Source organism: Providencia sp. TYF-12, assembly GCF_041344805.1.
Classification (GTDB): Bacteria; Pseudomonadota; Gammaproteobacteria; order Enterobacterales; family Enterobacteriaceae; genus Providencia; species Providencia huashanensis.
The window spans coordinates 2,365,055-2,391,669 of record NZ_CP166833.1; the positions used below are offsets into that span (position 1 = coordinate 2,365,055).

The 26,615-nt window shown below is 38.8% G+C and carries 23 protein-coding genes and 1 other annotated feature; of the genes, 10 read left to right on the forward strand and 13 right to left on the reverse strand.

Annotated features, from left to right (window positions below; translation table 11 throughout):
* The first annotated feature begins 92 nt into the window (after positions 1–92).
* The 5 genes from oppA to oppF all read left to right on the forward strand — a co-directional run bounded on the left by oppA (position 93) and on the right by oppF (position 5,647).
* On the forward strand, positions 93–1,733 hold the full coding sequence (oppA, locus tag ABE954_RS10690; protein ID WP_042843642.1) for an oligopeptide ABC transporter substrate-binding protein OppA: 1,641 nt from the start codon (positions 93–95) through the stop codon (positions 1,731–1,733).
* Positions 1,734–1,805: 72 nt separating this feature from the next.
* Entirely contained in the window at positions 1,806–2,726 is a 921-nt protein-coding gene (gene oppB, locus ABE954_RS10695) for an oligopeptide ABC transporter permease OppB (RefSeq protein WP_042843644.1), read from the forward strand.
* A gap of 14 nt (positions 2,727–2,740) precedes the next feature.
* The gene (oppC, locus tag ABE954_RS10700; RefSeq protein WP_042843645.1) at positions 2,741–3,649 is read left to right on the forward strand and encodes an oligopeptide ABC transporter permease OppC; all 909 of its coding nucleotides are present in this window, start codon (positions 2,741–2,743) and stop codon (positions 3,647–3,649) included.
* A gap of 10 nt (positions 3,650–3,659) precedes the next feature.
* Entirely contained in the window at positions 3,660–4,649 is a 990-nt protein-coding gene (locus tag ABE954_RS10705; RefSeq protein ID WP_187550279.1) for an ABC transporter ATP-binding protein, read from the forward strand.
* Positions 4,646–5,647 carry a murein tripeptide/oligopeptide ABC transporter ATP binding protein OppF gene (gene oppF / locus ABE954_RS10710; protein ID WP_042843647.1) on the forward strand — a complete coding sequence of 334 codons (1,002 nt, stop codon included), beginning with the start codon at positions 4,646–4,648 and terminating at the stop codon, positions 5,645–5,647. The genes ABE954_RS10705 and oppF overlap by 4 nt, the downstream gene beginning before the upstream one ends.
* A 77-nt stretch (positions 5,648–5,724) precedes the next feature.
* On the opposite strand, the gene ABE954_RS10715 is transcribed toward oppF, so the two are convergent.
* A complete protein-coding gene (locus ABE954_RS10715; RefSeq protein ID WP_129465959.1) occupies positions 5,725–6,057 on the reverse strand; it encodes an HI1450 family dsDNA-mimic protein in 333 nt (110 codons plus the stop codon).
* A gap of 22 nt (positions 6,058–6,079) precedes the next feature.
* A complete protein-coding gene (gene cls, locus ABE954_RS10720) occupies positions 6,080–7,540 on the reverse strand; it encodes a cardiolipin synthase (protein WP_048607274.1) in 1,461 nt (486 codons plus the stop codon).
* 287 nt (positions 7,541–7,827) lie between these two features.
* Between cls and ABE954_RS10725 the strand changes: the two genes are divergently transcribed.
* Both ABE954_RS10725 and ABE954_RS10730 read left to right on the forward strand, forming a co-directional pair.
* A complete protein-coding gene (locus ABE954_RS10725) occupies positions 7,828–8,001 on the forward strand; it encodes a YciY family protein (protein WP_129465958.1) in 174 nt (57 codons plus the stop codon).
* Between the two features lie 125 nt (positions 8,002–8,126).
* Positions 8,127–8,855, forward strand: a complete 729-nt coding sequence (locus ABE954_RS10730) for a TonB family protein (RefSeq protein WP_371025434.1) — start codon at positions 8,127–8,129, stop codon at positions 8,853–8,855.
* Positions 8,856–8,926: 71 nt separating this feature from the next.
* Here ABE954_RS10730 and yciA read toward each other — a convergent pair whose 3' ends face one another.
* Positions 8,927–9,355: an acyl-CoA thioester hydrolase YciA gene (gene yciA / locus ABE954_RS10735; protein WP_042843651.1), complete on the reverse strand. Its 429-nt coding sequence runs from the start codon at positions 9,353–9,355 to the stop codon at positions 8,927–8,929.
* A gap of 279 nt (positions 9,356–9,634) precedes the next feature.
* On the opposite strand from yciA, the gene ABE954_RS10740 reads away from it, so the two are divergent.
* Positions 9,635–9,832, forward strand: coding sequence for a YqaE/Pmp3 family membrane protein (locus ABE954_RS10740; protein ID WP_042843652.1), 198 nt, complete (start codon positions 9,635–9,637; stop codon positions 9,830–9,832).
* Positions 9,833–9,900: 68 nt separating this feature from the next.
* On the opposite strand, the gene ABE954_RS10745 is transcribed toward ABE954_RS10740, so the two are convergent.
* Positions 9,901–10,458, reverse strand: a complete 558-nt coding sequence (locus tag ABE954_RS10745; RefSeq protein WP_042843653.1) for a septation protein A — start codon at positions 10,456–10,458, stop codon at positions 9,901–9,903.
* Positions 10,459–10,683: 225 nt separating this feature from the next.
* On the opposite strand from ABE954_RS10745, the gene ABE954_RS10750 reads away from it, so the two are divergent.
* The gene (locus tag ABE954_RS10750) at positions 10,684–12,498 is read left to right on the forward strand and encodes a SulP family inorganic anion transporter (RefSeq protein ID WP_080750848.1); all 1,815 of its coding nucleotides are present in this window, start codon (positions 10,684–10,686) and stop codon (positions 12,496–12,498) included.
* Between the two features lie 109 nt (positions 12,499–12,607).
* On the opposite strand, the gene ABE954_RS10755 is transcribed toward ABE954_RS10750, so the two are convergent.
* The gene (locus tag ABE954_RS10755; RefSeq protein WP_371025435.1) at positions 12,608–13,360 is read right to left on the reverse strand and encodes a YciC family protein; all 753 of its coding nucleotides are present in this window, start codon (positions 13,358–13,360) and stop codon (positions 12,608–12,610) included.
* Positions 13,361–13,776: 416 nt separating this feature from the next.
* Here ABE954_RS10755 and ompW point away from each other — a divergent pair, with 416 nt between their 5' ends.
* The gene (ompW, locus tag ABE954_RS10760) at positions 13,777–14,427 is read left to right on the forward strand and encodes an outer membrane protein OmpW (RefSeq protein ID WP_042843655.1); all 651 of its coding nucleotides are present in this window, start codon (positions 13,777–13,779) and stop codon (positions 14,425–14,427) included.
* Between the two features lie 356 nt (positions 14,428–14,783).
* On the opposite strand, the gene ABE954_RS10765 is transcribed toward ompW, so the two are convergent.
* The 8 genes from ABE954_RS10765 to ABE954_RS10800 all read right to left on the reverse strand — a co-directional run bounded on the left by ABE954_RS10765 (position 14,784) and on the right by ABE954_RS10800 (position 26,339).
* Complete coding sequence (locus ABE954_RS10765; RefSeq protein WP_071548129.1) at positions 14,784–16,466, reverse strand: ShlB/FhaC/HecB family hemolysin secretion/activation protein; 1,683 nt, start codon at positions 16,464–16,466, stop codon at positions 14,784–14,786.
* A gap of 563 nt (positions 16,467–17,029) precedes the next feature.
* Positions 17,030–19,189, reverse strand: coding sequence for a filamentous hemagglutinin N-terminal domain-containing protein (locus tag ABE954_RS10770; protein ID WP_166686554.1), 2,160 nt, complete (start codon positions 19,187–19,189; stop codon positions 17,030–17,032).
* A gap of 490 nt (positions 19,190–19,679) precedes the next feature.
* Positions 19,680–20,486, reverse strand: coding sequence for a tryptophan synthase subunit alpha (gene trpA / locus ABE954_RS10775; protein WP_042843658.1), 807 nt, complete (start codon positions 20,484–20,486; stop codon positions 19,680–19,682).
* Entirely contained in the window at positions 20,486–21,676 is a 1,191-nt protein-coding gene (trpB, locus tag ABE954_RS10780) for a tryptophan synthase subunit beta (RefSeq protein ID WP_371025436.1), read from the reverse strand. Before trpB ends, trpA begins: the two co-directional genes overlap by 1 nt.
* A gap of 76 nt (positions 21,677–21,752) precedes the next feature.
* Positions 21,753–23,129, reverse strand: coding sequence for a bifunctional indole-3-glycerol-phosphate synthase TrpC/phosphoribosylanthranilate isomerase TrpF (gene trpCF, locus ABE954_RS10785; protein ID WP_371025437.1), 1,377 nt, complete (start codon positions 23,127–23,129; stop codon positions 21,753–21,755).
* 1 nt (position 23,130) lies between these two features.
* A complete protein-coding gene (trpD, locus tag ABE954_RS10790) occupies positions 23,131–24,132 on the reverse strand; it encodes an anthranilate phosphoribosyltransferase (RefSeq protein WP_042843661.1) in 1,002 nt (333 codons plus the stop codon).
* 21 nt (positions 24,133–24,153) lie between these two features.
* Complete coding sequence (locus tag ABE954_RS10795; protein WP_042843662.1) at positions 24,154–24,765, reverse strand: gamma-glutamyl-gamma-aminobutyrate hydrolase family protein; 612 nt, start codon at positions 24,763–24,765, stop codon at positions 24,154–24,156.
* Positions 24,765–26,339 carry an anthranilate synthase component 1 gene (locus ABE954_RS10800; RefSeq protein ID WP_131680775.1) on the reverse strand — a complete coding sequence of 525 codons (1,575 nt, stop codon included), beginning with the start codon at positions 26,337–26,339 and terminating at the stop codon, positions 24,765–24,767. Before ABE954_RS10800 ends, ABE954_RS10795 begins: the two co-directional genes overlap by 1 nt.
* Before the next feature lie 26 nt (positions 26,340–26,365).
* Positions 26,366–26,467 (reverse strand) — a sequence feature (Trp leader region).
* Positions 26,468–26,615: the final 148 nt, after the last annotated feature.

Sequence of the window (26,615 nt, forward strand, 5' to 3'; positions counted from 1 at the left end):
TAAATAATTATAAAAAGTGTTCACTATTCTAGGTTTTAGTGAATATGAACAACACACAATCATAATAAATATGAACGGGAGTAACCGATAAGATGAGTAAATTAATCAATAAATCGATTATTGCACTTAGCGTGACCGCAGGGCTGGCTGTGGGGTCAATAGCGACGAGTTTTGCGGCAGTTGTTCCTGCGGGTGTGGAACTTGCAGAGAAGCAGGTGATGGTGCGTAATAATGGGTCGGAACCTCAATCGTTAGACCCGCATAAAATTGAAGGGGTACCTGAGTCAGCATTAGCGCGGGACCTTTTTGAGGGGATCACAATTGTCGGCCCTGACGGTGAGATTTTACCTGGCTCAGCAGTTAGCTGGGAAAATAAAGATTTTAAAGAGTGGACGTTTAAAATACGTGATGATGCAAAATGGTCCAATGGTGACCCTGTCACAGCAGAGGATTTTGTCTATAGTTGGCAACGTTTAGCAGACCCTGATACGGCATCACCTTACGCAAGTTACTTACAGTATGCACATATTCAAAATGTTGACGATATTATTGCAGGTAAGAAAAAGCCTCAAGAGCTTGGTGTTAAGGCTCTTGATGATAAAACATTAGTTATTTCACTTAGCGAAGCCGTACCTTATATTCCTAAGCTATTAGCTCACTCATCTATGTCGCCAGTGAATAAAAAAACCATCGAACAGCATGGAGCAAAATGGACTCAGCCACAAAATTTCGTGGGTAATGGCGCGTATAAATTAAAAGGTTGGACGGTGAATGAACGTATTGTGTTAGAGCGTAGCCCTAGTTATTGGGATAATGCGAATACTGTAATTGACCAAGTGACTTTCTTACCGATATCTTCCGAAGTGACTGATGTTAACCGCTATCGTAGTGGTGAAATCGATATGACTTATAGTAATTTACCGATTGAGCAGTTTAAAAGCTTACAACAAAATATGCCAAATGAGTTAAAAGTGAGCCCATATCTGTGTACTTACTATTATGAAATCAATAATGAGAAACCACCGTTTAATGATCCGAAAGTCCGTGAAGCTCTAAAATTATCCATGGATAGAGATATCATTACTTATAAAGTGAAGGCGCAAGGAGATATCCCAGCGTATGGCTTTACTCCTCCATTTACCAGCGGAATGAAAGCTGAAAAGCCTGACTGGTATGCGAATATGACCCAAGAGCAACGCAATGAAAAAGCCAAACAGTTACTTGAAGAGGCTGGCTACAATAAAGGGAACCCATTAAAATTCAATTTACTGTACAACACTTCAGATTTACATAAACGTATCGCAATAGCCGCTTCTTCTATGTGGAAAAAGAATATAGGCGCGGAAGTTAAATTAGAAAACCAAGAATGGAAAACTTTTTTAGATAGCCGACATCAAGGTAATTATGATGTTGCTCGTGCTGGTTGGTGTGCTGATTATAATGAACCGTCATCTTTCCTCAATATGTTACTTTCCTACAGCAGTAATAATACCGTTCACTATAAAAATACAGATTTTGATGCCGTAATGAAAAAAACATTGCAAGTCAAAACAGATGAAGAGCGGGCGGCGCTCTATCAGCAGGCTGAAGAATTACTCGATAAAGACTCAGGTGTTGTTCCTCTTTACTACTACGTTAATACGCGTTTGGTAAAACCTTATGTTGGTGGTTACAGTGGCAAAGACCCGTTAGATAACCTGCATACTAAAGACTTATATATTATCAAACACTAATAAACTTGTTCTGGCTCCATTTAGTGTGGAGCCAGATATTAGCCTAATAGGCAATAGATGTAGGAAAGAGCAATGTTTAAATTCATTTTGCGTCGGTTGCTAGAAGCGATCCCGACGTTACTGATCCTTATTACAATCTCATTTTTTATGATGCGCTTGGCGCCAGGAAGCCCTTTTACAGGGGAACGTAAACTCCCGCCTGAAGTTATGGCCAACATTGAAGCGAAATATCATCTCAATGACCCAATGTATAAACAGTATTTCAATTATTTGATTCAGTTATCCAAAGGGGATTTTGGCCCATCATTTAAATACAAAGATTATAGTGTTAATGACCTCGTCGCTAAGGCTTTCCCAGTGTCAGCAAAGTTAGGTGCAACGGCATTTATTATTGCGGTTCTTTTTGGTGTTTCAGCCGGGGTTATTGCGGCGCTAAACCAAAATACTAAATGGGATTTTACAGTCATGGGGTTTGCCATGACGGGGGTTGTCATCCCCAGCTTTGTTGTAGCACCACTATTGGTGCTGATTTTTGCCATTCATTTGAAATGGCTCCCTGGTGGTGGCTGGGATGGCGGTAACCTTAAACACATGGTTTTACCCATGGTTGCATTGTCATTAGCTTATATTGCTAGTATTTCCCGTATAACTCGCGGGTCGATGATCGAGATTATGCACTCAAATTTTATTCGTACTGCACGCGCGAAAGGGTTACCCCTAAGAACTATTATTCTACGTCACGCATTGAAACCGGCTTTGCTTCCTGTGCTTTCTTATATGGGGCCAGCATTCGTTGGGATCATTACGGGGTCAATGGTCATTGAGACAATTTTTGGCTTACCGGGCATTGGCCAGCTTTTTGTTAATGGAGCACTTAACCGTGACTATTCATTAGTACTAAGTTTAACAATTTTAGTGGGTGTATTAACCATTGCATTTAATGCAATTGTTGATGTGTTGTATGCCGTTATTGACCCTAAAATTCGTTACTAAGCCGGAGAAACGCTATGATATCGAATCAGCAAAATAGTGAAGCTCTGGAGCATTTTTCGGAGCAGTTAGATATTGAAGGGCGCAGTTTATGGCAGGATGCAAGGCGTCGCTTTATCCATAATCGAGCCGCAATCGTCAGTTTGTTTGTGTTATTTTTAATCACAATGTTTGTGATTTTTGCCCCTATGCTATCCCCATTTTTATATGATGATACCGATTGGGAAATGATGTCCATGCCACCAGATATGGCGACGGGGCACTATTTTGGCACTGATGCATCAGGTCGAGATTTACTCGTCAGAGTTGCGATTGGTGGGCGAATTTCCTTAATGGTTGGGGTTGCAGCTGCGTTAGTTGCAGTTATTGTTGGTACTTTGTATGGTTCATTGGCAGGTTATATTGGCGGGAAGGTTGATTCCCTGATGATGCGCTTGCTAGAAATTTTAAACTCATTTCCGTTTATGTTTTTCGTCATTTTATTAGTGACCTTATTTGGTGCAAATATTTTATTGATATTTGTGGCGATTGGTATGGTCTCATGGCTCGATATGGCACGTATTGTGCGTGGGCAAACACTGGGATTAAAACGTAAAGAGTTTATCGAGGCAGCCCTTGTTTGTGGTGTCAGTACGCGGCAGATTATTTTACGCCATATTGTCCCTAATGTTTTGGGGGTTGTTGTGGTATATGCCTCATTATTAGTACCAAGTATGATTTTATTTGAATCTTTCTTAAGCTTTTTGGGGTTAGGAACGCAAGAACCACTAAGTAGTTGGGGGGCTTTGCTCAGTGATGGGGCTAATTCTATGGAGGTTACTCCATGGTTATTGCTGATCCCAGCGGGTTTCTTGGTCATTACACTATTTTGTTTTAACTTTATCGGGGATGGGCTGCGCGATGCTCTTGACCCGAAAGATCGCTAGAGGGAAACACATGTCAAATAATGTAATAAAAACCCCTCTGTTATCAGTAAAAGATCTCAGCGTTAATTTTGCCACTCAAGATGGCAGTGTAACGGCGGTTAATAAATTAAATTTTGAGTTAAGTGCAGGGGAAACACTCGGCATTGTCGGTGAATCGGGTTCTGGTAAATCACAAACTGCTTTTGCATTAATGGGTCTATTAGCTAAAAATGGCCGGATCAATGGGTCAGCGGTATTTAATGGACGTGAAATACTGAATTTAAGGGAGAAAGAATTAAACCGGATGCGGGCCGAAGAAATTTCAATGATATTTCAAGACCCAATGACATCGCTCAATCCTTATTTAAAAATTGGCACTCAATTATCTGAAGTTTTAATGCTTCACAAGGGTATGAGTAAAAATGAGGCTTTTGAAGAGTCTATTAGGATGCTTGATGCAGTTAAAATGCCTGAAGCGCGTAAACGGATGAATATGTATCCTCATGAATTTTCAGGGGGAATGCGCCAGCGAGTGATGATTGCTATGGCATTATTATGTCAGCCTAAGTTGTTAATAGCAGATGAGCCTACAACGGCGCTTGATGTTACTGTGCAAGCACAAATCATGACGTTGCTTAATGAATTAAAACAAGAATTTGATACTGCGATTATTCTGATCACGCATGACCTTGGGGTAGTAGCTGGCGTTTGCGATAAAGTTCTTGTGATGTATGCTGGGCGAACGATGGAATATGGTACCGCTCGAGATATATTTTATCATCCTTCTCATCCGTATTCTCTTGGTTTATTAGCTGCGGTTCCCCGTCTTGACGGTGATGATGAGAGCCTAGCAACAATACCGGGTAATCCACCAAACTTATTAAGGTTACCCAAGGGTTGCCCATTTTCACCGCGTTGCCAATATGCCACACAGCAGTGTGTGGATAATGAACCCGTATTAACAACCTTTGAACAAACACGTTTACGCGCCTGCTTTAAGCCTATGGAGGAACTTGTATGAGCACTCATGAGAATAGGCCGGTCTTATTAGAGGTGAACGACTTAAAAGTCCATTTTGAGATTAGGGATAAAAAACAATGGTTTTGGCAACCTAATAAAAGTTTAAAGGCCGTTGATGGGGTAACATTGCGGCTGTATGAAGGCGAAACCTTAGGTGTTGTGGGTGAGTCGGGATGTGGTAAATCGACATTTGCTCGGGCATTGATTGGCTTAGTCAAAGCCACAGATGGCACGGTGAGTTGGCTAGGGCAAAACTTATTAGGTAAAAGCGATAAAGAATGGCGGCGTGTACGCAGTGATATCCAAATGATTTTTCAAGATCCATTAGCGTCGTTAAACCCGCGTATGACGATTGGGGATATTATTGCTGAGCCGTTGAAAACGTATCATCCTAAAATGTCACAGCTTGAAGTCACCGAAAAAGTGAAAAAAATGATGATGCGTGTAGGGCTGTTGCCAAATTTGATTAACCGCTATCCTCATGAATTTTCAGGTGGGCAATGTCAACGAATAGGTATTGCTAGGGCACTGATCTTAGAGCCTAAATTAGTGATTTGTGATGAACCCGTATCTGCATTGGATGTTTCCATTCAAGCACAAGTGGTTAATTTGTTGCAAGAATTACAACGGGAAATGAAGTTATCATTAATATTCATTGCTCACGATTTAGCTGTCGTTAAGCATATTTCTGACCGTGTATTGGTTATGTATCTGGGGCACGCGGTAGAGCTTGGTACATATGATGAGGTGTATAATAACCCCTTGCATCCTTATACTCGGGCTCTCATGTCTGCGGTGCCAGTTCCTGACCCCGATAAAGAAAAAAACAAAGAAATTGAGCTACTTGAAGGGGAGTTGCCATCCCCCATAAACCCACCTTCCGGGTGTGTGTTTAGAACCCGTTGCCCATTAGCAGATGAAGAGTGCGCAAAAACACGACCCTTGCTAGAAGGGAGCTTTAAACATGCGGTATCTTGTTTGAAAATTGACCCGCTTTAAGGGATAACATTAATTTTGTTGTAAATAAAACAGAGCGTTTTGCTCTGTTTTATTTGTTAGCCATAGCGGTTATTGCGCTATTTTTTCCATAAAATGTGATGAAATGGTTTAGAAGGGTGACGGCTAATTAAAATACGGGCAAAAATATCATTCAGTTCTGCATCAGGGGTTTCAGCCAGCCCAATAACCACTTCACTTAATGCATTTAAATCAACTTGTTCCGTGATGATATTTTGCCAATTATCACTCAAAGGGGCTATTTCTGCCGCCCCTAATTCTTCAAACTGTAACGCAAAAATGAGTTGATCTGCGGGTTCTAAATGGGTCATTGCACCTTCAAGAAACAGGTCATAAGCAATTTCAATGATGTCATCCTCATCGATTAACTGGGTAAATTGTTTTTCTGTCATGACCTTTCCTAATTAATTCAATTTATAACAATGGACTAAAGAAGTAACAAATACGTTCAACGACACGATTCCAGAAAGGGCGCTGTTCCCATTCTTCAATTTCTAACCGTGTTGAACGAGCGATGTAATCATACTGTACTAGTGTCAGATCGCTACCAAAACTTTTATCATCAATGACCACGGTAATTTCGAAGTTTAACCATAAACTACGCATATCTAAGTTAACCGAACCAACTAGACTGAGCTCCCCATCCACAAGGACGCTTTTAGTGTGCAGCAAACCATCTTCAAACTGGTAAATTTTAACACCTGCTTCTAATAATTCACTATAAAATGAACGGCTTGCCCAGCGTACAAGAAAAGAATCATTTTGACGCGGCATAATGATACTAACATCTACACCGCGCATTGCTGCAGTGCAAATCGCGTGGAGTAAATCATCACTTGGCACAAAATAAGGGGTCGTCATGATCAGTTGTTTCCGAGCGGAAAACATTGCTGTCATTAAGGACTGTTGGATCAGTTCATCGGGGAAACCAGGGCCTGATGCGATAATTTGGGTAGTATGACCGTTTGCTTGCTCAAATGGCATTATATTGCTGTCTGGTGGCGGTGGGAGAACACGTTGGCCTGTTTCCATTTCCCAGTCAAAGGCATAGACAATGCCGAGGGTTGTACTGACAGGACCTTCCATGCGAACGAGAATATCAACCCACTCACCGACGCCCGAATCTTGTTTAAAATAACGAGGATCAACCATATTCATACTTCCAGTATATGAAATATAGTTATCAATAACGATTATTTTACGATGCTGACGTAAGTCCATGCGGCGTAAGAAAAAACGCATTAAATTGACTTTAAGAGATTCAACAAACTCAATGCCAGCAGCTCGCATTTTTGCTGGGTAGTCGCTCCGGAAAAAATGCCAACTTCCTGCTGAGTCGACCATAATACGGCATTTAACGCCACGCTTTGCCGCATTCAATAAAGCTTCGGTAACACCATCGACTAAGCCACCCGGCTGCCAAATATAAAACACCATTTCGATAGAGTGCTGGGCGTTGTTGATATCATTGACAATCGCTTTCAGTGAATCTTCGCATGTAGTTAATAACTGGATTCGGTTGCCTTTAACACCAGCAACTCCTTGACGTTTTTCCACTAATTGAAAAAGTGGCTCAGCGACACGGCTATTTTCGGTTGCAAAGATGTGTTTTGAACTGCGTAAATTTTCCAGCCATGTAGCAACAGAAGGCCACATATGATGCGCTTTATCAACACGGCGTTTTCCGAGGTGGAGTTCACCAAAAGCCACATAAGCAATGATACCGACTAAAGGGAGAATATAGATAATCAGAAGCCATGTCATGGCAGAGGTGACAGGCCTTCTTTTGACTAAAATGCGGACAGTGACTGCTGCAATGATTAGCCAATAAAGGAAAAATAAAAGCCAACTCATAAGTGTATAGACGGTTGCCATAGTGGATCACATGCCTCACTGATAAGGGAATCGGGTTAAAGAAAGACGACCTAGTTAAAAAAACCGTTAGTAAAATATCAACTTAATAGAATTTAGCAAAATTTTGCAGTAAAAGCTTTGTGAAATAGGCAAAATCATTAGGAAATAATGATTGCATATATTGATAATATCAATGAGATATTAAATTGTAAGAGAAACTGTCTCAAAAAGTTCCCCTTGGTTCTTTTTTACAAAAGAATATAATATTTTTTTGACGTTATTTTTTGATGATAAAAGGACAAAATAAAATGAGACGTAGTAGGCATGAAGTGGGGCGCTGGCGGATGTTAAGGCAGACCCTTCGTCGCCGTAGACGCTGGCTGGAAGGGCATTCTAGACGGAATATGCACATTTATACAATGCGCAAAATCGATGTGTACCGTCGTCGCCATTCGCTACTTTTTACTCAATGGATTGAATAAGGTTATTAAAGCGCACATTCACATTTTTCACTTTGTATGACAAAGCTTATTGAATATGATTGCTATTTGCATTTAAACTATTGGGCATATTATTATAGTTAGACTGGTGTAGGTAGAAATTGCATATGCGTTGGATCCGTTGGACTTTAATTATCGTCATTTCATTATCTATTCATGCAGGCCTTGCGATGGCATGGATTTTTAATCAACCTAATTTGGCCAGAGATCCTGAACCAATGACGATAGCAATGATTAGTTTTGCTGCCCCTGAACCTGCATCTGAGCCTGCTCAACCTGTTGAGATGCCAGTAGAGCCAGAGCCGGTTGTTGAACCAGAACCTGTTGTTGAGCCCGAACCGGAGCCTGTTGTTGAGCCAGTCATTGCATTACCAAAGAAAAAACCTGAGGTGAAAAAGAAACCTAAACCTAAACAGGAAGAAAAGAAAAAAATTAAAGAAGAGGTCAAGCCAGTAGAAAAACAACTGGCGATGAGCAACTTAAAGTCTGATGCAGATGCGCCTAAAACTAATAATAATGCGGTTACTACAGCAAAAAATGCAGGAACAAGCAGCAAAACCTCGAATAAAAGTGGGCCAAAAGCATTACATAAACAGCCACCAATGTATCCGGACCGCGCCCGTCGTTTAGGTAAAGAAGGGTATGTTAAAGTACGTTATGATATCGACGACTCAGGCCGGGTTACCAATATTGAGTTTGTTGAAGTTTCACCGAAAGGTTTATTTGAACGCGAAGTTAAACGTGCCATGAACCGCTGGGCTTATGAAAAACAACCTGCTAAAGGGTATGTAACGGAGATTTACTTCAAATTGGATGGAACTGTGAGCCAAGTTTAGGCACTCGTTTTTCATAAAAAAAGCACCTTATGCCATTACTGCGCAAGGTGCTTTTTTATAAATAATATCAATTAATCAAACTGTTGTTCTGAACTTGCTAACTGAAAATGTTGTTTTTCTATGGGGAGTGCCCTAGTTGTATTGTCGTCATTGACAGCAACATAGGTGAATACCGCATCAGTGGCTTGATATCGTTGACCAACAGGTGCTGTAGCCACTTTTTTTACCCACACTTCGATATTAATAGTGATTGAGCTTTTGCCTGTTTTTAAGCAACGGGCGTAACAGCAAACGACATCCCCTACCGCAACAGGCTTTTGGAATTTAATACCATTTACAGCGACGGTGACCACACGGCCAAGTGCAATTTCTTTAGCTAAAATAGCACCACCAATATCCATTTGCGACATTAACCAGCCACCAAAAATATCACCATTTGCGTTAGTGTCTGCGGGCATGGCTAACGTTCGTAAAACCAATTCACCGTTTGGTAATTGCATATTTGACTCTTATTAAAAAGGATAAACATATTGATTTGGCATTTATAGCAAATTACATATGTAGTCGTAAACAATAACCATTAAGTTATCCATTGTTTACGCACCTATAATTGATTTAATGTAAAAATAAGGGGGGAAACCCGCCATGTTGCTTCTAAGTTCACCAAAAAGATATAGTTATGCAAAGAATAAACAAGAAGTGTGTTTTACGTTTAGTCAACTGATTAGATTGTTTATACTATAATAAATTAATATTGGTAACTCACTGTGGGAGATAACATGAGACTGTTATTAGCAATATTATTACCTTGGTTACAGTTTTTCACGATAGGCCGTCCTTTTGCTGGCATTATTTGCTTGGTTCTTCAAATAACACTTATTGGCTGGCTACCGGCTGCAATTTGGTCAGTATATGCGTTATCGCAATACAATACAGATAAAAAAATTGAAAAAGCATTTGGTGAGAAGCGATATTAATATTTAACGAGTAAAAAAAAACCTGCGAAATAATATTTGCAGGTTTTTTTTGTGTTTTATCACCAGTATTACTCTTCGTGTTTTTCTATCGGCTCTTTAGTCATATTTTTAAAAATATAGACAACGCTCAGTACAGTAAATATCAACGTACCAGCAGTAAGACCAAACACTTTAAAGTTTACCCAAATATCTTGTGCCATCCAAAATGCAACATAGATATTGAGAAGAGCACAGAAAATAAAGAAAATAGCCCAAGCGCTATTTAGTTTAGTCCAATAGCTGTCAGCAAGTTTAATTTCTTGATTACTACCTAACATTCTTTGAATTAATGGTTTTTCAGTAAACCATTGGCTAAACAATAATGCCCCTGCAAAGGCTGCATAAATGATGGTGACTTTCCACTTAATAAAGGCATCACTATGAAATATAAGGGTTAAAGCTGCAAACCCCATTACGATTGCACAGGTGATTTTCGCCACCTTTTCAACTTTTTTATAAATAAGGTATGTCGCTAACAAAGCAAGAGGTGTTGCTACCATTAGTGCGCCACTTGCGTAGAAAATGTCATATCTTTTATAGACGATGAAAAATATGATTAAAGGGATAAAATCAATAAGTTGTTTCATAACAGTGAATAAAGCGCCTCAACGTAAAGATAATGGAGTAGTTTAACTGATTTTGACCATAATTGTTAAAAGTTTGCACCTTTTTACCAATAAATACGCTTTGTTACCAAAGATATTTGCACTATTTTACTATTATTTGACTTACTTCTAGATAAACTTTATTAGTTCAGCTATATATAGTGTTAAAGCTAATTTAACTTACTAATTTATAGGTATTTTTCATCAATGATAAAGGCGAAGCTGTTTGCTTGGATGCCAGGGTTAGAAACGCTGTTTAATTACCAACTTTCAGATCTTGGCCCTGATGTAAAAGCAGGCTTGTCTGTTGCTGCTGTTGCTTTGCCTGTCGCAATTGCTTATGCCGAATTAATGGGGATGAATGCAATCGTTGGGCTTTACTCCTGTATTTTACCCATGTTTTTTTATGCATTATTTGGGACATCCAAACAATTGATTATCGGCCCCGATGCAGCAACCTGTGCGGTGATTGCAGCAGCAGTTGCACCGCTTGCGATGGGGGATGATGATGTCCGTTGGCAATTGGTCATGGTAATGAGCTTCATGACAGGGATTTGGTGTTTGATTGCAGCTAAATTTCGCTTGGGAACATTCGCTGACTTTTTGTCTCGCCCCATATTGCAAGGGTTATTAAATGGGGTTGCATTAACTATTATCGTTAGTCAAATTAGCAAGGTTTTTGGTATCAGTACATTACCAGCCGGTTTTATTGAACGTTTAGTCGCTTTACCTTTAGCATTAAAAGAGACACATATTCCGACATTATTAGTTGCGGTGACGACGTTAGCGATTACGCTTGCGATTAAGCGTGTTCGCAGTAAATGGCCTTCTTTACTCATTGCAATGATTTTAGCCACCGCGGCTAGTGTTGCATTTAATCTTGAGCAATATGGCGTGAGTACTGTTGGTGATTTAGGTGATGGGCTTCCGTATGTTCCGCTGCCTGATTTCCCTCCGGGGCTAATTCGTGATTTGGTTATCCCATCTTTAAACTTAGCGGTGATTAGCTTTGTGAGTTTTATGATGACTGCCCGCAGTTTTGCCAGTAAAAATGGCTACACGGTTGATGCAGACCAAGAACTTAGGGCATTAGGCGTAGCGAATATTGCATCCGCTTTGGCCCAAGGCTTTGCGGTAAGCGCAGCAAGCAGCCGTACTGCAGTGAATGATATGATGGGGGGGAAAACTCAGTTAGTCTCTATTGTCGCGGCTTTAACTATTTTAGCTGTCTTACTTTTTTCAATAAACTTATTAGAATATATTCCGATGCCTGCATTGGGTATGGTACTGATTATTTCGACATTTTCCTTATTGAGCTTCCGTAGTATTTTTTCGATGCGTAAACGCAATCGACAGGCATTTTTCTTATGCGTGTTTACGCTGTGCGCTGTACTTGTTGTCGGGTTAATTAGTGGTGTGGGGTTGGCGGTATTATTGGGGTTGTTGCAGTTTATTCGGATAATATTTAGGCCTACAGACCAGTTATTAGGTGTCGATGAACAGGGAATGCTGCATTCTATGGCGCCTGAGAATGGTATTCAACAAATTGATGGGGTTTTAATTTATCGGTTTAATTCACCATTAACTTATTTTAACGTGAATTATTTTAAAGAACGATTAAACAAGCATATAGATAATCAATTAAAAAGGCCTGCTTGGGTAATTGTGGATGCGGCAGTTAGCTTCACGCATAATGATGTGAGCGTATTTTCAGCGCTAAATGATATTGTTACCTCATTGAAAGCAAAAGGGGTAACTCTTGTACTTGCAGGTCGTAGGACTTCGGTAAAACGGTGGTTGGAACAAAATAAAATCAGTCGCTCTGATGATGATTTATTGGTTGTGCCTGATATTTATTTTGCTATTCGACTTATTCAGAGTAAACAGCAAGTACAAATAAAAACAGTTGAAGATAGAAAGTCTGAAGCAGACAGAAAATCGTTAGAGACATTCGATGGTGAAAAAACTGAACCACTGAATTCAAAAATTGACCTAGAGCCAGAACAGCCCAAAGAAGTATGATTAATGTGTTGGTAGGGTGTTTTTAGGAATAAAATACTTGATGGGCCTTATTCGGTGTTTAATAACGCAAAGATAAATGGGGGATTAGCTCCCCCATTTACCCTTTAGATCAATTCTTAGCGACTAACATGTATAGGCGATAAAAATAAATTAAAGCAAAGGCTGCAACGAAATTATTAAGTAAGAAGGAAACCCCGTTAACAGCAATATGATTCATATTTAAGCTACCCAAGAGAACGCTAACCAGCATTTGTGCAGCCATCCAAATTAATACCATTGGCAATGCAATGCGCCAGTTTGCATAAGCCATTTTCCAACTTTTACCCATAGCACTAAACGGGTTTGTACGCTCACTCATTAAGATAGCAGGGGCTAAAGAGAAGCCAATAGCTAATACAATTCCAGGTAGCACCATGATGGTGATACCTAATTGGATAAGTAAAGAGCAAACAACTAATAGAAGAAACATTGATGGTGCTTTGTTTAAAGATGCGGTGAGCGCCTGAATACCCGATAGGTGTTCACCACGAGACAGACCAGCAATATAAGATAGAGTGCCGCAAATAAGGACTAAACTGCACAGAGTAACCGAGAGAATTAACCCAAAAGAAACGCGTAAGATACTACTTTTATCTTCTTCTGAAAGGCCTAGTATCCAGTCTTGTAAGCCGGAGTTACCAGACTCAATCATTTTAGTCTGTGCTTGCGCTAGCACGCCTATCATTTGCTCGCTAGGGATCATCATTGCGTAAATCGCAAGGCTTACTACGGTTGCTGACAACACAATAGTAAACAGGCCACTCAATTGGTTTTTAAAAAAATTGACGCTATCACTGATGAGTGAGTTGGCCGAAATGGACATTTAACTGCTCCTATCTACAAACGGGTCAAGAGTTTCAGCCAATTGTAACCGAGTATCAGGGCTAGAGGTAGAGAAAGATAAGAAAATTCGGAATGTTAACAACTCTAATCAGTAAGATATTTGGAGCAATATAAGTAAGTTAATGCGCGAAATCTAAAGATAATTACTTATGTTGTATATTTAATGCATGTTTAAAATGCAGGATTAATATAAATAAATTATAATCAATTTTATATTTTATTGGTTATTTCCTAAAAATTGATTTAAATCAAAATTAAAAAAAATATAAATGAAATAATAAACTCATATTTATCGGGTTGCCTATAAATAAGCAAAAGATGTGATCTTGATTTGAACATCAATTTAAATAATACGGTATATTTTCCTAAAATAAAAACACAGGAATGGGATTGATAATGAAAAAACTCACTGCGCTTGTATTAGCAGCTGCAACTTTAGCTCCAGCAGTTTCTATTGCACATGAAGCTGGCGATTTTCTTTTCCGCGCTGGTACTGCAACAGTCAGACCAAATGTTGGAGGAGATGATGTAAAAATTAATGGTCTAGGTAACCTAGGTACATTTGGTGCTAATAATAATACTCAATTAGGTTTAACTTTTGGGTATATGATCACCGATAATATTGGTGTGGAATTATTAGCTGCAACTCCATTTGAACATAAAGTAGGAACCGGCCCAACGGGTAATATTGCAACAGTAAAACATTTACCACCAACTTTAATGGCTCAATATTATTTTGGTAGTAAAGAAGATAAATTACGTCCTTATTTAGGTGCAGGTGTTAACTATACCTTTTTCTTTGATGAGAAATTCAATTCTACCGGAAAAAATGCAGGTTTATCTGATCTAGACATGTCAAGCTCTTGGGGCTTTGCAGCACAAGCTGGTATGGATTATATGCTGACTGACAACTGGATGTTAAACGCATCACTGTGGTGGATGAATATTGAATCAGACGTGAAATTTAAAGCGGGTGGTGAGAAGTATAAAGTTGACACTCGTTTAGACCCATTTGTATTTATGTTCGGAGCAGGTTATCGCTTCTAAGTTTTTGATAGGATGCAATGCAGGGTAGTACCTGAATTCTAATGGATTAGATTGCAGTAGGAAATCCGAGAATATTTATATTCTCGGATTTTTTGTTTTTAATGACGTCTTATATTTAATAAAATTACATGAAAGCAAAAATAAAAAATAATTAACACGTAGATGAAGGAGGCTAAGTTATAATCAGTATAATATTTTTAGTGATAGCAAAGGGGGACTTTTTCGATATGTGATTATTTTGGTGCTGTTGAATTTTTTAAAATACAAGATGAAAACGAATAAATTAAATAGTAGGGCATAAAATAAAAAAGGCTGAAAGTAGTGATTTACAGTCAACCTTAAATATTAAATTAATTTTACCAGAACCATTGAACATTTAAACCAGCATTGACACTATTGGTTTCATATTCATCAGGTTTATACAGTGGGACGCCTAAAAATAGGTCATAACTGAATATCTTGATATTTCCTCTAACCCCTAAAGCCGTCCCTAATAGTTGGTCATCAGAGTATAAGCCCAAAGGATAAACACCGCCCAATATACGGCCATAATCAATCGCATAATAAGGGTAGAAAGAAAAACCAGGTACGTAGAAATTAAACTCATTACGCAAATAGAAGCCTTTATCACCAATTAATGAGAATTCTTCATCAAACCCACGTACAGTCCAGCGGTTACCTAATGAAAACTGGTCTTGAATAGTTAGGCGATCCGGTGAATATTGTACAAATAATTGCGGGTTATAGCTCATAATGAAATCATCAAAAACAATAGGGATCATACCTGAAATATCAGCGGATAAGACACGTCCCATTGTACTTACATCACCATAACGCATATCCCAGCTTTCTTCCGCACCAAACCAAGGAACATTGCGTTGATAATATATTGAAGCATCAACAGTCGCATTATCAATATTTTGTCTATGGTTAACACCGAGTTTAATACTAGTTAGATCCCGTTGTTGTGAGAGTAGGCTAACATCTTCTAATTTATATTTAGACTTACGCTTTATAAGCTGAAGTGATGCGGTATCTTTAAAAGTTTGCCCCCTAAGAAATACATTACTTGCTGTAGCATTAAAGTATTTGCTATCACCATAATATTTATAGCTGGCCATAGTATCATTAATTGTCTGTTTATACTCACTTTTACTTGCATAAAGTGAGTATAGCCAATAATTGTAAGGGACAGCATAATAGATAGCCGCGTTACTTGTGCTATTGCGAGCTTGGTTTTTTAGGTTTTTACCCGCGCTGACATAGAGGGTATCGTTTAAACTGGTTAAGTTATTGCCATATACCGTTACACCAACCTGATCTTTACCAGTTTGGCGGCTTCCTGAGTTATTATAATAACCACCGACATTGATGTGGGGCGATTTTTCTCGTTGGATAACAATATCCGTTGTGGAAAACTCTTTGCCTGGTCTTAGTTCAATATTAGCTTTGGCGCCAGGGATCCGCTCAAGGTTTTCTAGTCCTTGTTCTATATCGCGAATATTGAGAAGGTCACCTTCTTTTGCGGGCATAATTGCACCTAAGGTAATATAGCTATCACTGTCTTTCGCCAGTTGTACGTTTGAGACTTTACCCGGAATTATTTGTAAGGTTAAAGTCCCATTACTAATATTTTGTTCAGGAATAGTCACACGGGTAGTGACATAACCTGATCTTATAATCTTATCTTGTAAGCCTTTAGCTAAGGTTTCGACGCCATTGATACCTAGACAAATTCCTACCACTTGATTAGCATAAGTTTCTAAAGGTCGCATGGAAGGGAGTTTAGGTTCAGAAAGCAAAATGACCTGCTTCATGTCAAAGCAATCTTTTTCATCGTCAAAAACTAGAATATTATTATCTCGTTCTCTTGTTTTGCTTAATGCGTCTTTTGTTTCTAGTTGAACTTGTTGTTGCCGAGACCTATCTTGGCTATTTTGATTATTGATTTGTTGGTCTAACACCTGAGAGGCATTTCCTGATGCGTATAAAGGAAAAGACAACAAGGTTGCCGATAAAAAAAGAAATCGAAAATTCATGAGCACCACATTTTTTAAATTGAAACAATAAAATTGTTCTTATGATTAAATATTGTTAATTAGAAAGGTATGAAAAGTATTTCATTATTTCATATCGGAGTAATCTTGTATTTTTTTATTTTTAATATTATTTCCATATATATATCCCTATAATAAATTTATTGTTGAGTATTAATCGAATTTACGTATGGTTTCATTTGCTATAAATTATGCGATAAAATTTTAATAATTAATAATTAATTATACTAACTGAGAACGGAGGAAATAAAAAAGTAGTTAGTTCCGATATTTCACTCAATATGCAATAAATCTATTGTGAAACTCATTAATTTTAAATGAATCAATCGGTTGCATTTACACTAAATCAGCTTAAATAAGTTTTTTTACTTAATGTAAGAGAGGGGGGTATTTAGTTGGAATAATATTAATTATCAGATTGCCTTAAGATTATTGTGTTGGTATAAGAAATAATGACTAGATGGTCAACTAGGTATTTTTAATTTAAACTACACTCTAATTTGGAGTTAATATTAGGGGGGCTTATGCCCCCCTTGTTAATTTAATTAATAATAGTTATAAGTGTTTAAAACAACCATTGAACCTAAGATTGTTCCATTAGAGCTATTACTAATAACTGGACTAGTGATAGTCGTTGTACCCAATGAAGTTAAACGACCACCGGAGTAATTATCAACACGAGAAAATGCATCAATAGTAAGGTCTTTACCCGCTTGAACTAGACCTGAATTAGAATTGTCTAATTTATTCACGTCTAATTTAATAGTATTTGCACCTTGAATTGTACCATAACGGTTATCAAGATCGTTTCTTAAGGTAATATTAACATCACCACCATTTGATAGAGCATCTTTATTGTGAGCTACGATAATACCGCTATAGTTATTTGCGCTATTAGCTTTGATAGTGACAGAGCCATCTTTAGCATAGATTCCGCCAGAATGTCCTGCTACTCCAAACTTGCTTGCATAACTATTAAATCCGGTAGATCTAGAGTTATTTAAGCTAGTAGTATTAATAACAACATTAGAGTCCGCAGCAATTAATCCTTCATTATTTGATAAGTTTGTAGTTTTAATATCTAAATTATTTCCTTTAATATATCCATTTTGGTTATTTAGGGTATAAGCATTAAATTTAGATTTTCCAGCACTAGCAGATAGAGAACCTTTGTTATTAATGATATTAGCATCAATATTTAAAGCTCTACCACTCGAAATTGCAGCATAGCTATCATTTGTCAAAGTGTCAGAAAGGTTAATATTAGTTAGACCATTCGTTGATTTGATCAGAGAATTGTAATTTTGCAGCGAAGCTGCATCAAGGGTAACTTTTCTTTTAGCAATGATCTGGCTATCACTAGAATTATAGATAGAATCGCGAGCATTAATGGTGACATCGCGACCAGATACAGTAGAGTTATTATTATAGAGTTTCGAGGTGTTTATTGTTAAATCATTACCTGCTCTAATTCCACGCTCATCAACATTTATGACGTTGTTGCGTAGATTATAGATATTATCTATTGTACCAGAAGCCTTAATATTAAGATCGCCGTTATTCGTTCTAATTGAACCATTACTATTGTTGATATTACCTGATGTTACAATACTCATTGCTTGTCGTGCGTTGATAATACCACTTCTATTATCTACTCTTGAAGCAGTTAATTTAATGTTTCCTGCATTTGATGTGATTTGACCATTAACATTATTCAGATCTGAATTATTAGTAATAATGTCAATATCCCCATTAGCAAGGATAGTCGATGAGTTAGACAAACCATTTGCTTTAATATTAATACCACCAGATGAATTCATTCTAGAACTTTGGTTGTATACTAAACCAGTAGAATCAATATTAACTCCGCCAGCGCCTGCAACTAAACTACCTTTATTAGAAACACCTGTACCACTTTCAGTTGAAACTAAGGTAATTTTATTTGCGTACATACCACCCATAGCGGCAATATCAACACCTACGCTAGTTGGGTAACCAACACCTTGTACTTTAGTGACTTGTTTGCCACTCGCATCTACAAAGTTATTACCAGCAACAACATTAACTTCTTCAGCGTGGATATCTCCACGGATTACTGCTGAACGGGCAATAATGTCAGTTGGTGAATCAGATTGTAGACGGCTATTAATAATGATTTGGCCTTTTTCTACGTTATAACCGAGGAGATCACCACCTGCAACGATTGGCTTACCTGTTGTTAAAGTCACACGGTCAGTATTAATAAAGCCGCAATTATCACATGTGATACCTGATGCATTAGCAACGATGACTTGTGCTTTATTAGTTCCAGCCACTTCAATTACACCGCCAAGTACACTGGCTTTATTTGAATTGACTTCATTTAAGATAACTTTAGCAGGTCCATTACCATTATTTAAGTTTAGGTTACCATTGATTTGACCACCTAGAGTGGTATTTGTATTGGCAGCACTGTTATTTAGAATTACACCTTTTTGGTCAACATCGAATTGACTATAAATGTTATGGGAAACGCCTTTATCACTTGCTCCTTTAATATGAACAATTGTTGGGCCGTTAACTTGGTTTAATACACCTGCGCCATTAGTATTTACAACAGCAGCTTGAGCAACGGAAATAGAGCCTAAAATAACAGATACACTTAAAAAGAGTGGTTTGATTTTTAGTATCGGATGTCCGATTGATTTATCAGAATGTTTTTTCATAAAATATTCCTAAATATAGACTATAGATAAAATAAAATAGCTAAAATTATTGCTATTAAAGCGTGAAAATTATGCGTTATATTGGTTTTTATTAAAATTTAATTGTGCTTAAGTCTAATTGTTCAGGAGGTGGGAGATTTAAATGCCATAATGAAAGAAAGTGTAGTCTTTTATAACAAATAAAACATAATAACAAATAAAAACAACAAATAACGTTTACTCTGCTACAGATTATTAAGTGAATATACTAAAGTGGTAATACCTAGCTTTAAATTTCCGTAACTAATTGATTGGTGAAAGTTATTTATGCGTATTAAAACGAGGTTAATATTTAATCTAATCATTCCTAATTTTAAAGAAATATATTTTTAATTGGGGTGGGGGGATTTATAAATAGTAGATATGTATTATAAGTATCATTAAAGTTAATTTTCATTTTTAAATAAGAGACCGTTATTTTTAATAACGGTCTCTTAAAAGATAGTTAAAGTTATTTCTGTGTTGCCGATTTCATTTTAAATACAAATTCTGTTAATGTTTTTAGCAGAACATCAGGTTTATTTAGGTTATTTTCAATGATTTTTACTATAGCTGAGCCAGAAATAGCGCCGGCCGCACCATTTTTAATCGCTTCTCTAACTTGTTCCGGTTCTGAAATACCGAAGCCTTGTAATGCAGGCGCTGCTTGATACTGATTTAACTTATCAATCAAGTGAGTTAACGGCATTTCCGCACGTTTCTCTGTACCTGTTACACCTGCACGAGATAATAAATAAGTGTATCCACGGCTATATTGCCCAATTTGTTGTAACAATGCATCATCACCATTTGGCGGGCAAATAAAAATTGGGGCGATATTGTGCGCTAAAGCTGCTTCACGGAAAGCCTTTGACTCATTCATTGGAACATCTGCAACTAATACGGAATCAACACCTGCTTTCTCACAACGGATATAAAAGTTTTCAATCCCATTAGTAAACACCAAATTCGCATATACCAATAAGCCAATTGGTATAGTAGGGTGCTTTTCCCTTATACGGCCCAATAACTCAAAACAGATAGTCGGAGTAATTTCGCTTTTAAATGCGCGTAAATTGGCATTTTGGATCGTAGGGCCATCAGCGAGAGGATCAGAAAAAGGAATGCCTATTTCCAAAGCATCTGCGCCACCTGAAATTAATGCATCGATAATTTTTAACGATAACTCAGCATCAGGGTCGCCTAATGTAACAAATGGAACAAATGCACCTTGATTGTTATGGCTTAAACGCTCAAAAAGTTGGGTATAACGTTCCATTAAATTTCTCCTTTGCTGGCCAGAATATCATGCACTGTAAAAATGTCCTTATCTCCACGGCCTGATAAATTTACGATGAGTAATTGTTCTTTATTTGGTTGTTGCTCTGCCATTTTTAATGCATAAGCGAGTGCATGCGATGATTCTAATGCAGGAATAATACCTTCTTTACGAGATAATAACTTGAAGGCATTAAGTGCTTCATCATCGGTAATGGAAACATACTCGGCTCGACCAATACTATTTAAGTGTGCGTGTTGAGGGCCAACAGAAGGAAAGTCTAACCCCGCCGAAATGGAGTAGGACTCTTCAATCTGCCCTTCGTTGGTTTGCATCATTGGGGACTTCATACCAAAATATATACCTACACGACCGTGTTTTAATGGTGCCCCGTGTTGGCCTGATTCAATTCCCAACCCTGCGGGTTCCACACCAATTAATTTGACGTTTTCTTCTGGTATAAATAAGGCAAATAAACCAATCGCATTGGAGCCACCACCAATACAGGCAATAACGGCATCAGGTAAACGACCTTCTTTTTCAAGAACTTGTTGTTTTGCTTCGTCGCCTATCATGCGTTGAAATTCACGTACAATGGTTGGGTAAGGGTGAGGCCCTGCGGCTGTCCCTAATAGATAATGGGCATTATCATAGCTACCAGACCAGTCCCTCAATGCTTCATTACATGCATCTTTGAGTGTGGCGGAACCACTGTACACAGGGATAACTTCAGCTCCCATTAATTTCATACGAAATACGTTAGGCGATTGGCGTTCAACGTCTTTAGCCCCCATATAAATACGGCATTTCATATTTAATAATGCGCAAGCTAAAGCAGTTGCCACGCCGTGCTGTCCTGCGCCTGTTTCCGCAATAATTTCAGTTTTGCCCATTCGTTTGGCGAGTAAAGCTTGGCCTAATACTTGGTTGGTTTTGTGGGCACCACCATGTAATAAGTCCTCACGCTTTAAGTATAATTTGGTCTTTGTACCAGCGGTTAAGTTTTGACAAAGTGTCAGGGCCGTAGGGCGACCTGCGTAGTTTTTAAGAAGGTCGTGAAACTCCTGCAAAAAACTAGCATCATTTTGCGCTTCAATAAAAGCATCTTCTAATTGGTTTAAAGCGGGAATAAGAATTTCTGGGACATATTGTCCACCAAACTCGCCGAAATACGGATCTAATTTGCTCATTGTTTGTTATCCATCTCGTCAATTAAATTGGGTCTAAATATTGTTTATTACTAATAAGGCTATCGTTATCTAGTGGTTAGCTATGTGTTGATTCCGCGAATAAAGTTGATAGCACTAAGTTTATTTTTTGTTCACTTTTAATTCCGGGCTCAATTTCCACCCCTGAATTAAAATCAAGTCCATTACAAAGTAATTTCGATGCTTCAAGGCAATTTTGGGCATTTAGCCCGCCTGCGATCATAAAACGTTGATTAACAGATTGCGGGATGGTGCTCCAGTCGAAAGTTTTCCCTGTACCGCCATGGCCATTATCTAGCAACAAAACATCGACACCTTGGGTGTCATAGTGAGACAAATCCACTTGTGACATATCGACTGCTTTCCAGATTTCACAATAACTGGGGAGCAGGTTTCTCAGCGTTGCTATATACTCTTGATTTTCTTGTCCATGTAATTGAACCGCGGATAACGCAAGGCGCTGAGCAATATGAGCAACAAAATCAGCTGACTGATTGCGAAAAACCCCAACGTATTTTAAGGGGGCAGCATGAATAATGTTTTGTGCTTGTGACAGTGTCACTTTACGTGGGGAACCTTCAGCAAAAATTAATCCCCCAAAGCAAGCTCCCGCATCTAATACTGCTTTTGCGTCTTGTTCACGAGTTAAACCACAAACTTTATGTTCACCAACTAATAAACGTTGTAGCGCTTTATCAAGACCAGTTTGTTCCATCAACGCACTGCCAATTAAAAAACCATTAGCAAATTGGTTAAGCGATTGAATATGTTGGTGTTGATGAATGCCTGATTCGCTGATAACAATTGTGCCTTGCGCTAATCGAGGGGCAAGCTCACGTGTCCGGTTTAAATCAATGGAAAGGTCACGTAAATCACGGTTATTGATACCCACGACTTTAGATTTTAAAGCAATCGCTCTTTCTAATTCTTCTTCATTACTGACTTCTGTTAACACGCCCATATTGAGTTGATGAGCAACTTGAGCTAAAGCGATATATTCATCATCACTTAGGACTGATAACATCAATAAGATAGCGTCTGCTTGGTAATATCTAGCTAGATAAATTTGATATGAATCAATGATAAAGTCTTTACATAATACAGGTTGCTTTACTGCCTGACTAACAATAGTCAGGTAATCCATATTACCTTGAAAATATTTTTCATCAGTAAGTACGGAAATCGCAGATGCATAAGGTGCATAGGTTTTGGCGATCACTTCTGGGTCAAAATCTTCTCTGATTAGGCCTTTAGATGGAGACGCTTTTTTGCACTCCAAGATAAAAACAGGGCGTTTTGCACTGAGCGCATTATAGAAGCTACGTTGACTAGGCTGAACCTCATCGATAAAGGCACTTAAAGGTTGTTTCGCTTTACGTTCAATGAGGTAGCTGGCTTTATCATCAACAATTTTTTGTAATACGGTTGCTTTCATGTTATTGGTTCCTTGCCGCTAGTGCAGTGACGCGGTCAAATGCTTTACCGCTACGGATAATTGCGAGTGCATGTTCACTATTTTGTTTTAGATTTTCATGGCCATTAATGCGCATTAACATCGCGACATTAGCCGCAACAGCGGCTTCATGAGCAGCTTTACCGTGCCCCTGAAGCAAGTTGCTTAGCAATACGCGGTTCTCATCTGGGGTTCCCCCTTCTAAATCAGTTAACGCATAGGGCGTTAAGCCAAAATCCTCAGCGGTTAACTGATAATAGTGTAAAGCACCATCTTTTAATTCAGCCACTTGTGTGGGCGCGTGTAGTGATACTTCATCCATCCCTCCACTGTGTACCACAGCTGCGCGTGTAAAACCAAGCATCTGTAATGTTTCAGCAACAGGTTTGACTAGTGTTTCTTGATAGACGCCAATAAGTGCGATTGGTGGGCGAGCTGGGTTAATCAACGGACCGAGTACATTAAATAAAGTGCGTGTTTTAAGTTGTGTACGTACCGGGGCCGCATGGCGAAAACCGCTGTGATATTGTGGTGCAAATAAAAAACAGACGCCAAGCTCATCTAGTGCATCGCGCGCACTTTGAGCACTTAGATCAAGAGCAATACCAAATGCGGCGAGTAGGTCAGAAGAACCGGAGCGGCTTGATACGCTACGATTACCATGCTTAGCGACTTTAATACCACATTCTGCGGCGACAAAGGCACTGGCCGTCGAAATATTGATACTATTAGCCCCATCACCACCAGTACCAACAATATCACTGAATGTATAATTAGGGCGAGGGAATGGCTGTGCATTTTCTAAGCAAGCCAGTGCAGCACCTGCAATTTCTTGGGGCTGCTCACCACGCATTTTCATACTGATCAACACCGCAGCTAATTGGGGCTCAGTTAACTCACCTTGGATAATAGCGTTAAATAAAAACTGGCTTTCTTGTTGAGTCAGTGGTTGTGCTTTAAATAATTTGTCATAAATATTTTGCATAATTGGCTCTTTAGTATCCCGTTAGTGCGAATGAGTGGTGGTATTTTCATTGGGTGTAGAAAGAGCCCATGCCACGGTATTTTCTAACAACTGTTTGCCTGTGGTTGTTAAAATAGATTCAGGGTGGAATTGGAACCCACAGACTCGGTCACTATCATTGCGGACTGCCATAACCATGCCATTTGATTGCGCACAAATTGTCAGGCTGCTAGGGATTTGGCTACCAACTAATGAATGGTAACGGGCTACAGAAATTGGGTTTTCAAGATTAGCAAACATGGCGAGTTCATCGTGAGTTGCGATAGAGGATTTACCATGTAATATTTCACCAGCAGCAGAAACAGTCCCACCATAAGCTTCAACAATAGCTTGGTGTCCTAAACAAATACCAATAACTGGAATTTTGCCTTTTACCTGCTGTAAGACTTCTGGCATTGAGCCCGCCGCGCTTGGTTTCCCAGGCCCAGGAGACAGAACTAAAATAGGGGAATCCATATTGTTTAATACTGACAGAATATGCGATGCGCTGACGGTATTACGGTAAATAACCACTTGATGTCCGCCAGAGCGTAGCTGGTCTACCAAGTTATAAGTAAAGGAATCTACATTATCGAGCAGTAAAATATTCGCCATTAAAATAACTCCTTTACTTGGTGTGCTTGGGCAATTGCGCGGATCACCGCTCGTGCTTTATTACGGGTTTCATCTGCTTCAGCTTGTGGTGAAGAATCCAATACGACGCCTCCGCCAGCTTGTACCGTTGCAATTCCATTTTCGACATAGGCGGAGCGAATAACAATGCAAGTATCAAAATCACCATTTCCTTGGAAATAACCAACGGCACCGCCGTATGAGCCGCGTCGTTCCTGTTCATTTTGGGCAATTAACTGCATGGCTTTTACTTTTGGTGCCCCAGTAAGGGTGCCCATATTCATACAAGCTTGATAAGCATGAAAAATATCTAAGTCTTGGCGTAATGTTCCTACAACGTGAGAAACCAAATGCATAACAAAGGAATAGCGGTCAACTTTAGTTAAATTAGCTACATAACGGCTGCCAGCTTCACAAATACGCGCTAAATCGTTACGAGCAAGGTCTACTAGCATGATGTGCTCTGCTAATTCTTTTTCATCTGAGCGCATTGAGAGTTCAATACGGCTATCTAAATCGAGGTCTAAATCTCCCTGCGCATTACGCCCACGAGGACGCGTTCCAGCGATTGGGTAAATTTCCACTTTGCGGGTTTGGGTGGCATATTTCAGTGCGCTTTCTGGTGAAGCACCAAATAGGGTGAAATCTTGATCTTGCATGTAAAACATATATGGGCTTGGGTTTTGCAACTTCAGTTTTTGATATGAAATCAATGGGTGTGCACAAGGCATGGTAAATTTACGTGAGGGGACAACCTGGAAAATATCACCACGGTAAATAGCTTCTTTTAAAGACGTAACGATTGCACCATACTCTTGGTCGCTTTTATTTACTGTCACGGTAAAATTGGGCGCCGACTCAAGGGGAAGCTCAGGTAAAAAAGGGCGGCATGAAACGATAATTTGTTCATGTCTTTGTTTTACGGTTTCTATATTCTGTTGATTATCAGAAAAAATACAGCTTTTGATCCGTGCAGCCTGATTTTGATGGTCGATCACTAAATAATGTTCGGCGACAAAAAAACAATAGTCGGGGCATTGATTAACGCTCTTAACCTCAGGTAAATCTTCAAATCCTGCAACTAAATCGTATGCGAACAGACCACCAACAAATAGTGTTTCAGGTTTAGTCGAATAAGTTTGAGCAATTGTCGGTAGCGCTCTTAAAACATCCAAGCTAGAAGGGGCTTTAAGGCGATTATCTTCATCCAGATCTTGTTTCGGTTGGTTAAATGATACCGTTAATAGATTGTCACTAAGGTCGTGATGAGCTATTCGTCCATTAAGCTCAGTTAATAGCTTTGGTAATAGGGATTGACCATTAGGAGTTAAAGCTTCTATTTCAACACGCTGAGCAAATGCGCGTATACGTAGCGCACTATTAACAATCAGCAAACTTTGTAAATTCGCTTTGTTATTAACCTCGGCAGATTCCAATAACATCGTGGATGGAACCTGCTGACACAGGTGATTAAATAATAATGTTGGGTCTGGCTGATAGTTAATTGGGCTATCCAGATACTTAAAATGTGCTAATGTGGTGTTTTGTTTGTTCATTTTGTTGCCTTACGCTAATTTTAGACATTAAAAAACCCGCCGTAGAAAGGCGGGTTCGGCACTGAGACATACAATAACTATGCGCGTGCGGCTTCCGCCCAATTTGGGAAGTCACGCCACCAACGATTTGTTAGGTTAAATAAAGTCATGATATGCCTCACTGGATAAACTGATTAATTATTGGCGCCAAGCCATCTTGCGTACTAGTTAACTGGATCGTGTCTTTAGTGTCAAGCACTTTGTTAATTTATTAGGAAAATAGTTGTTAATGGAAAT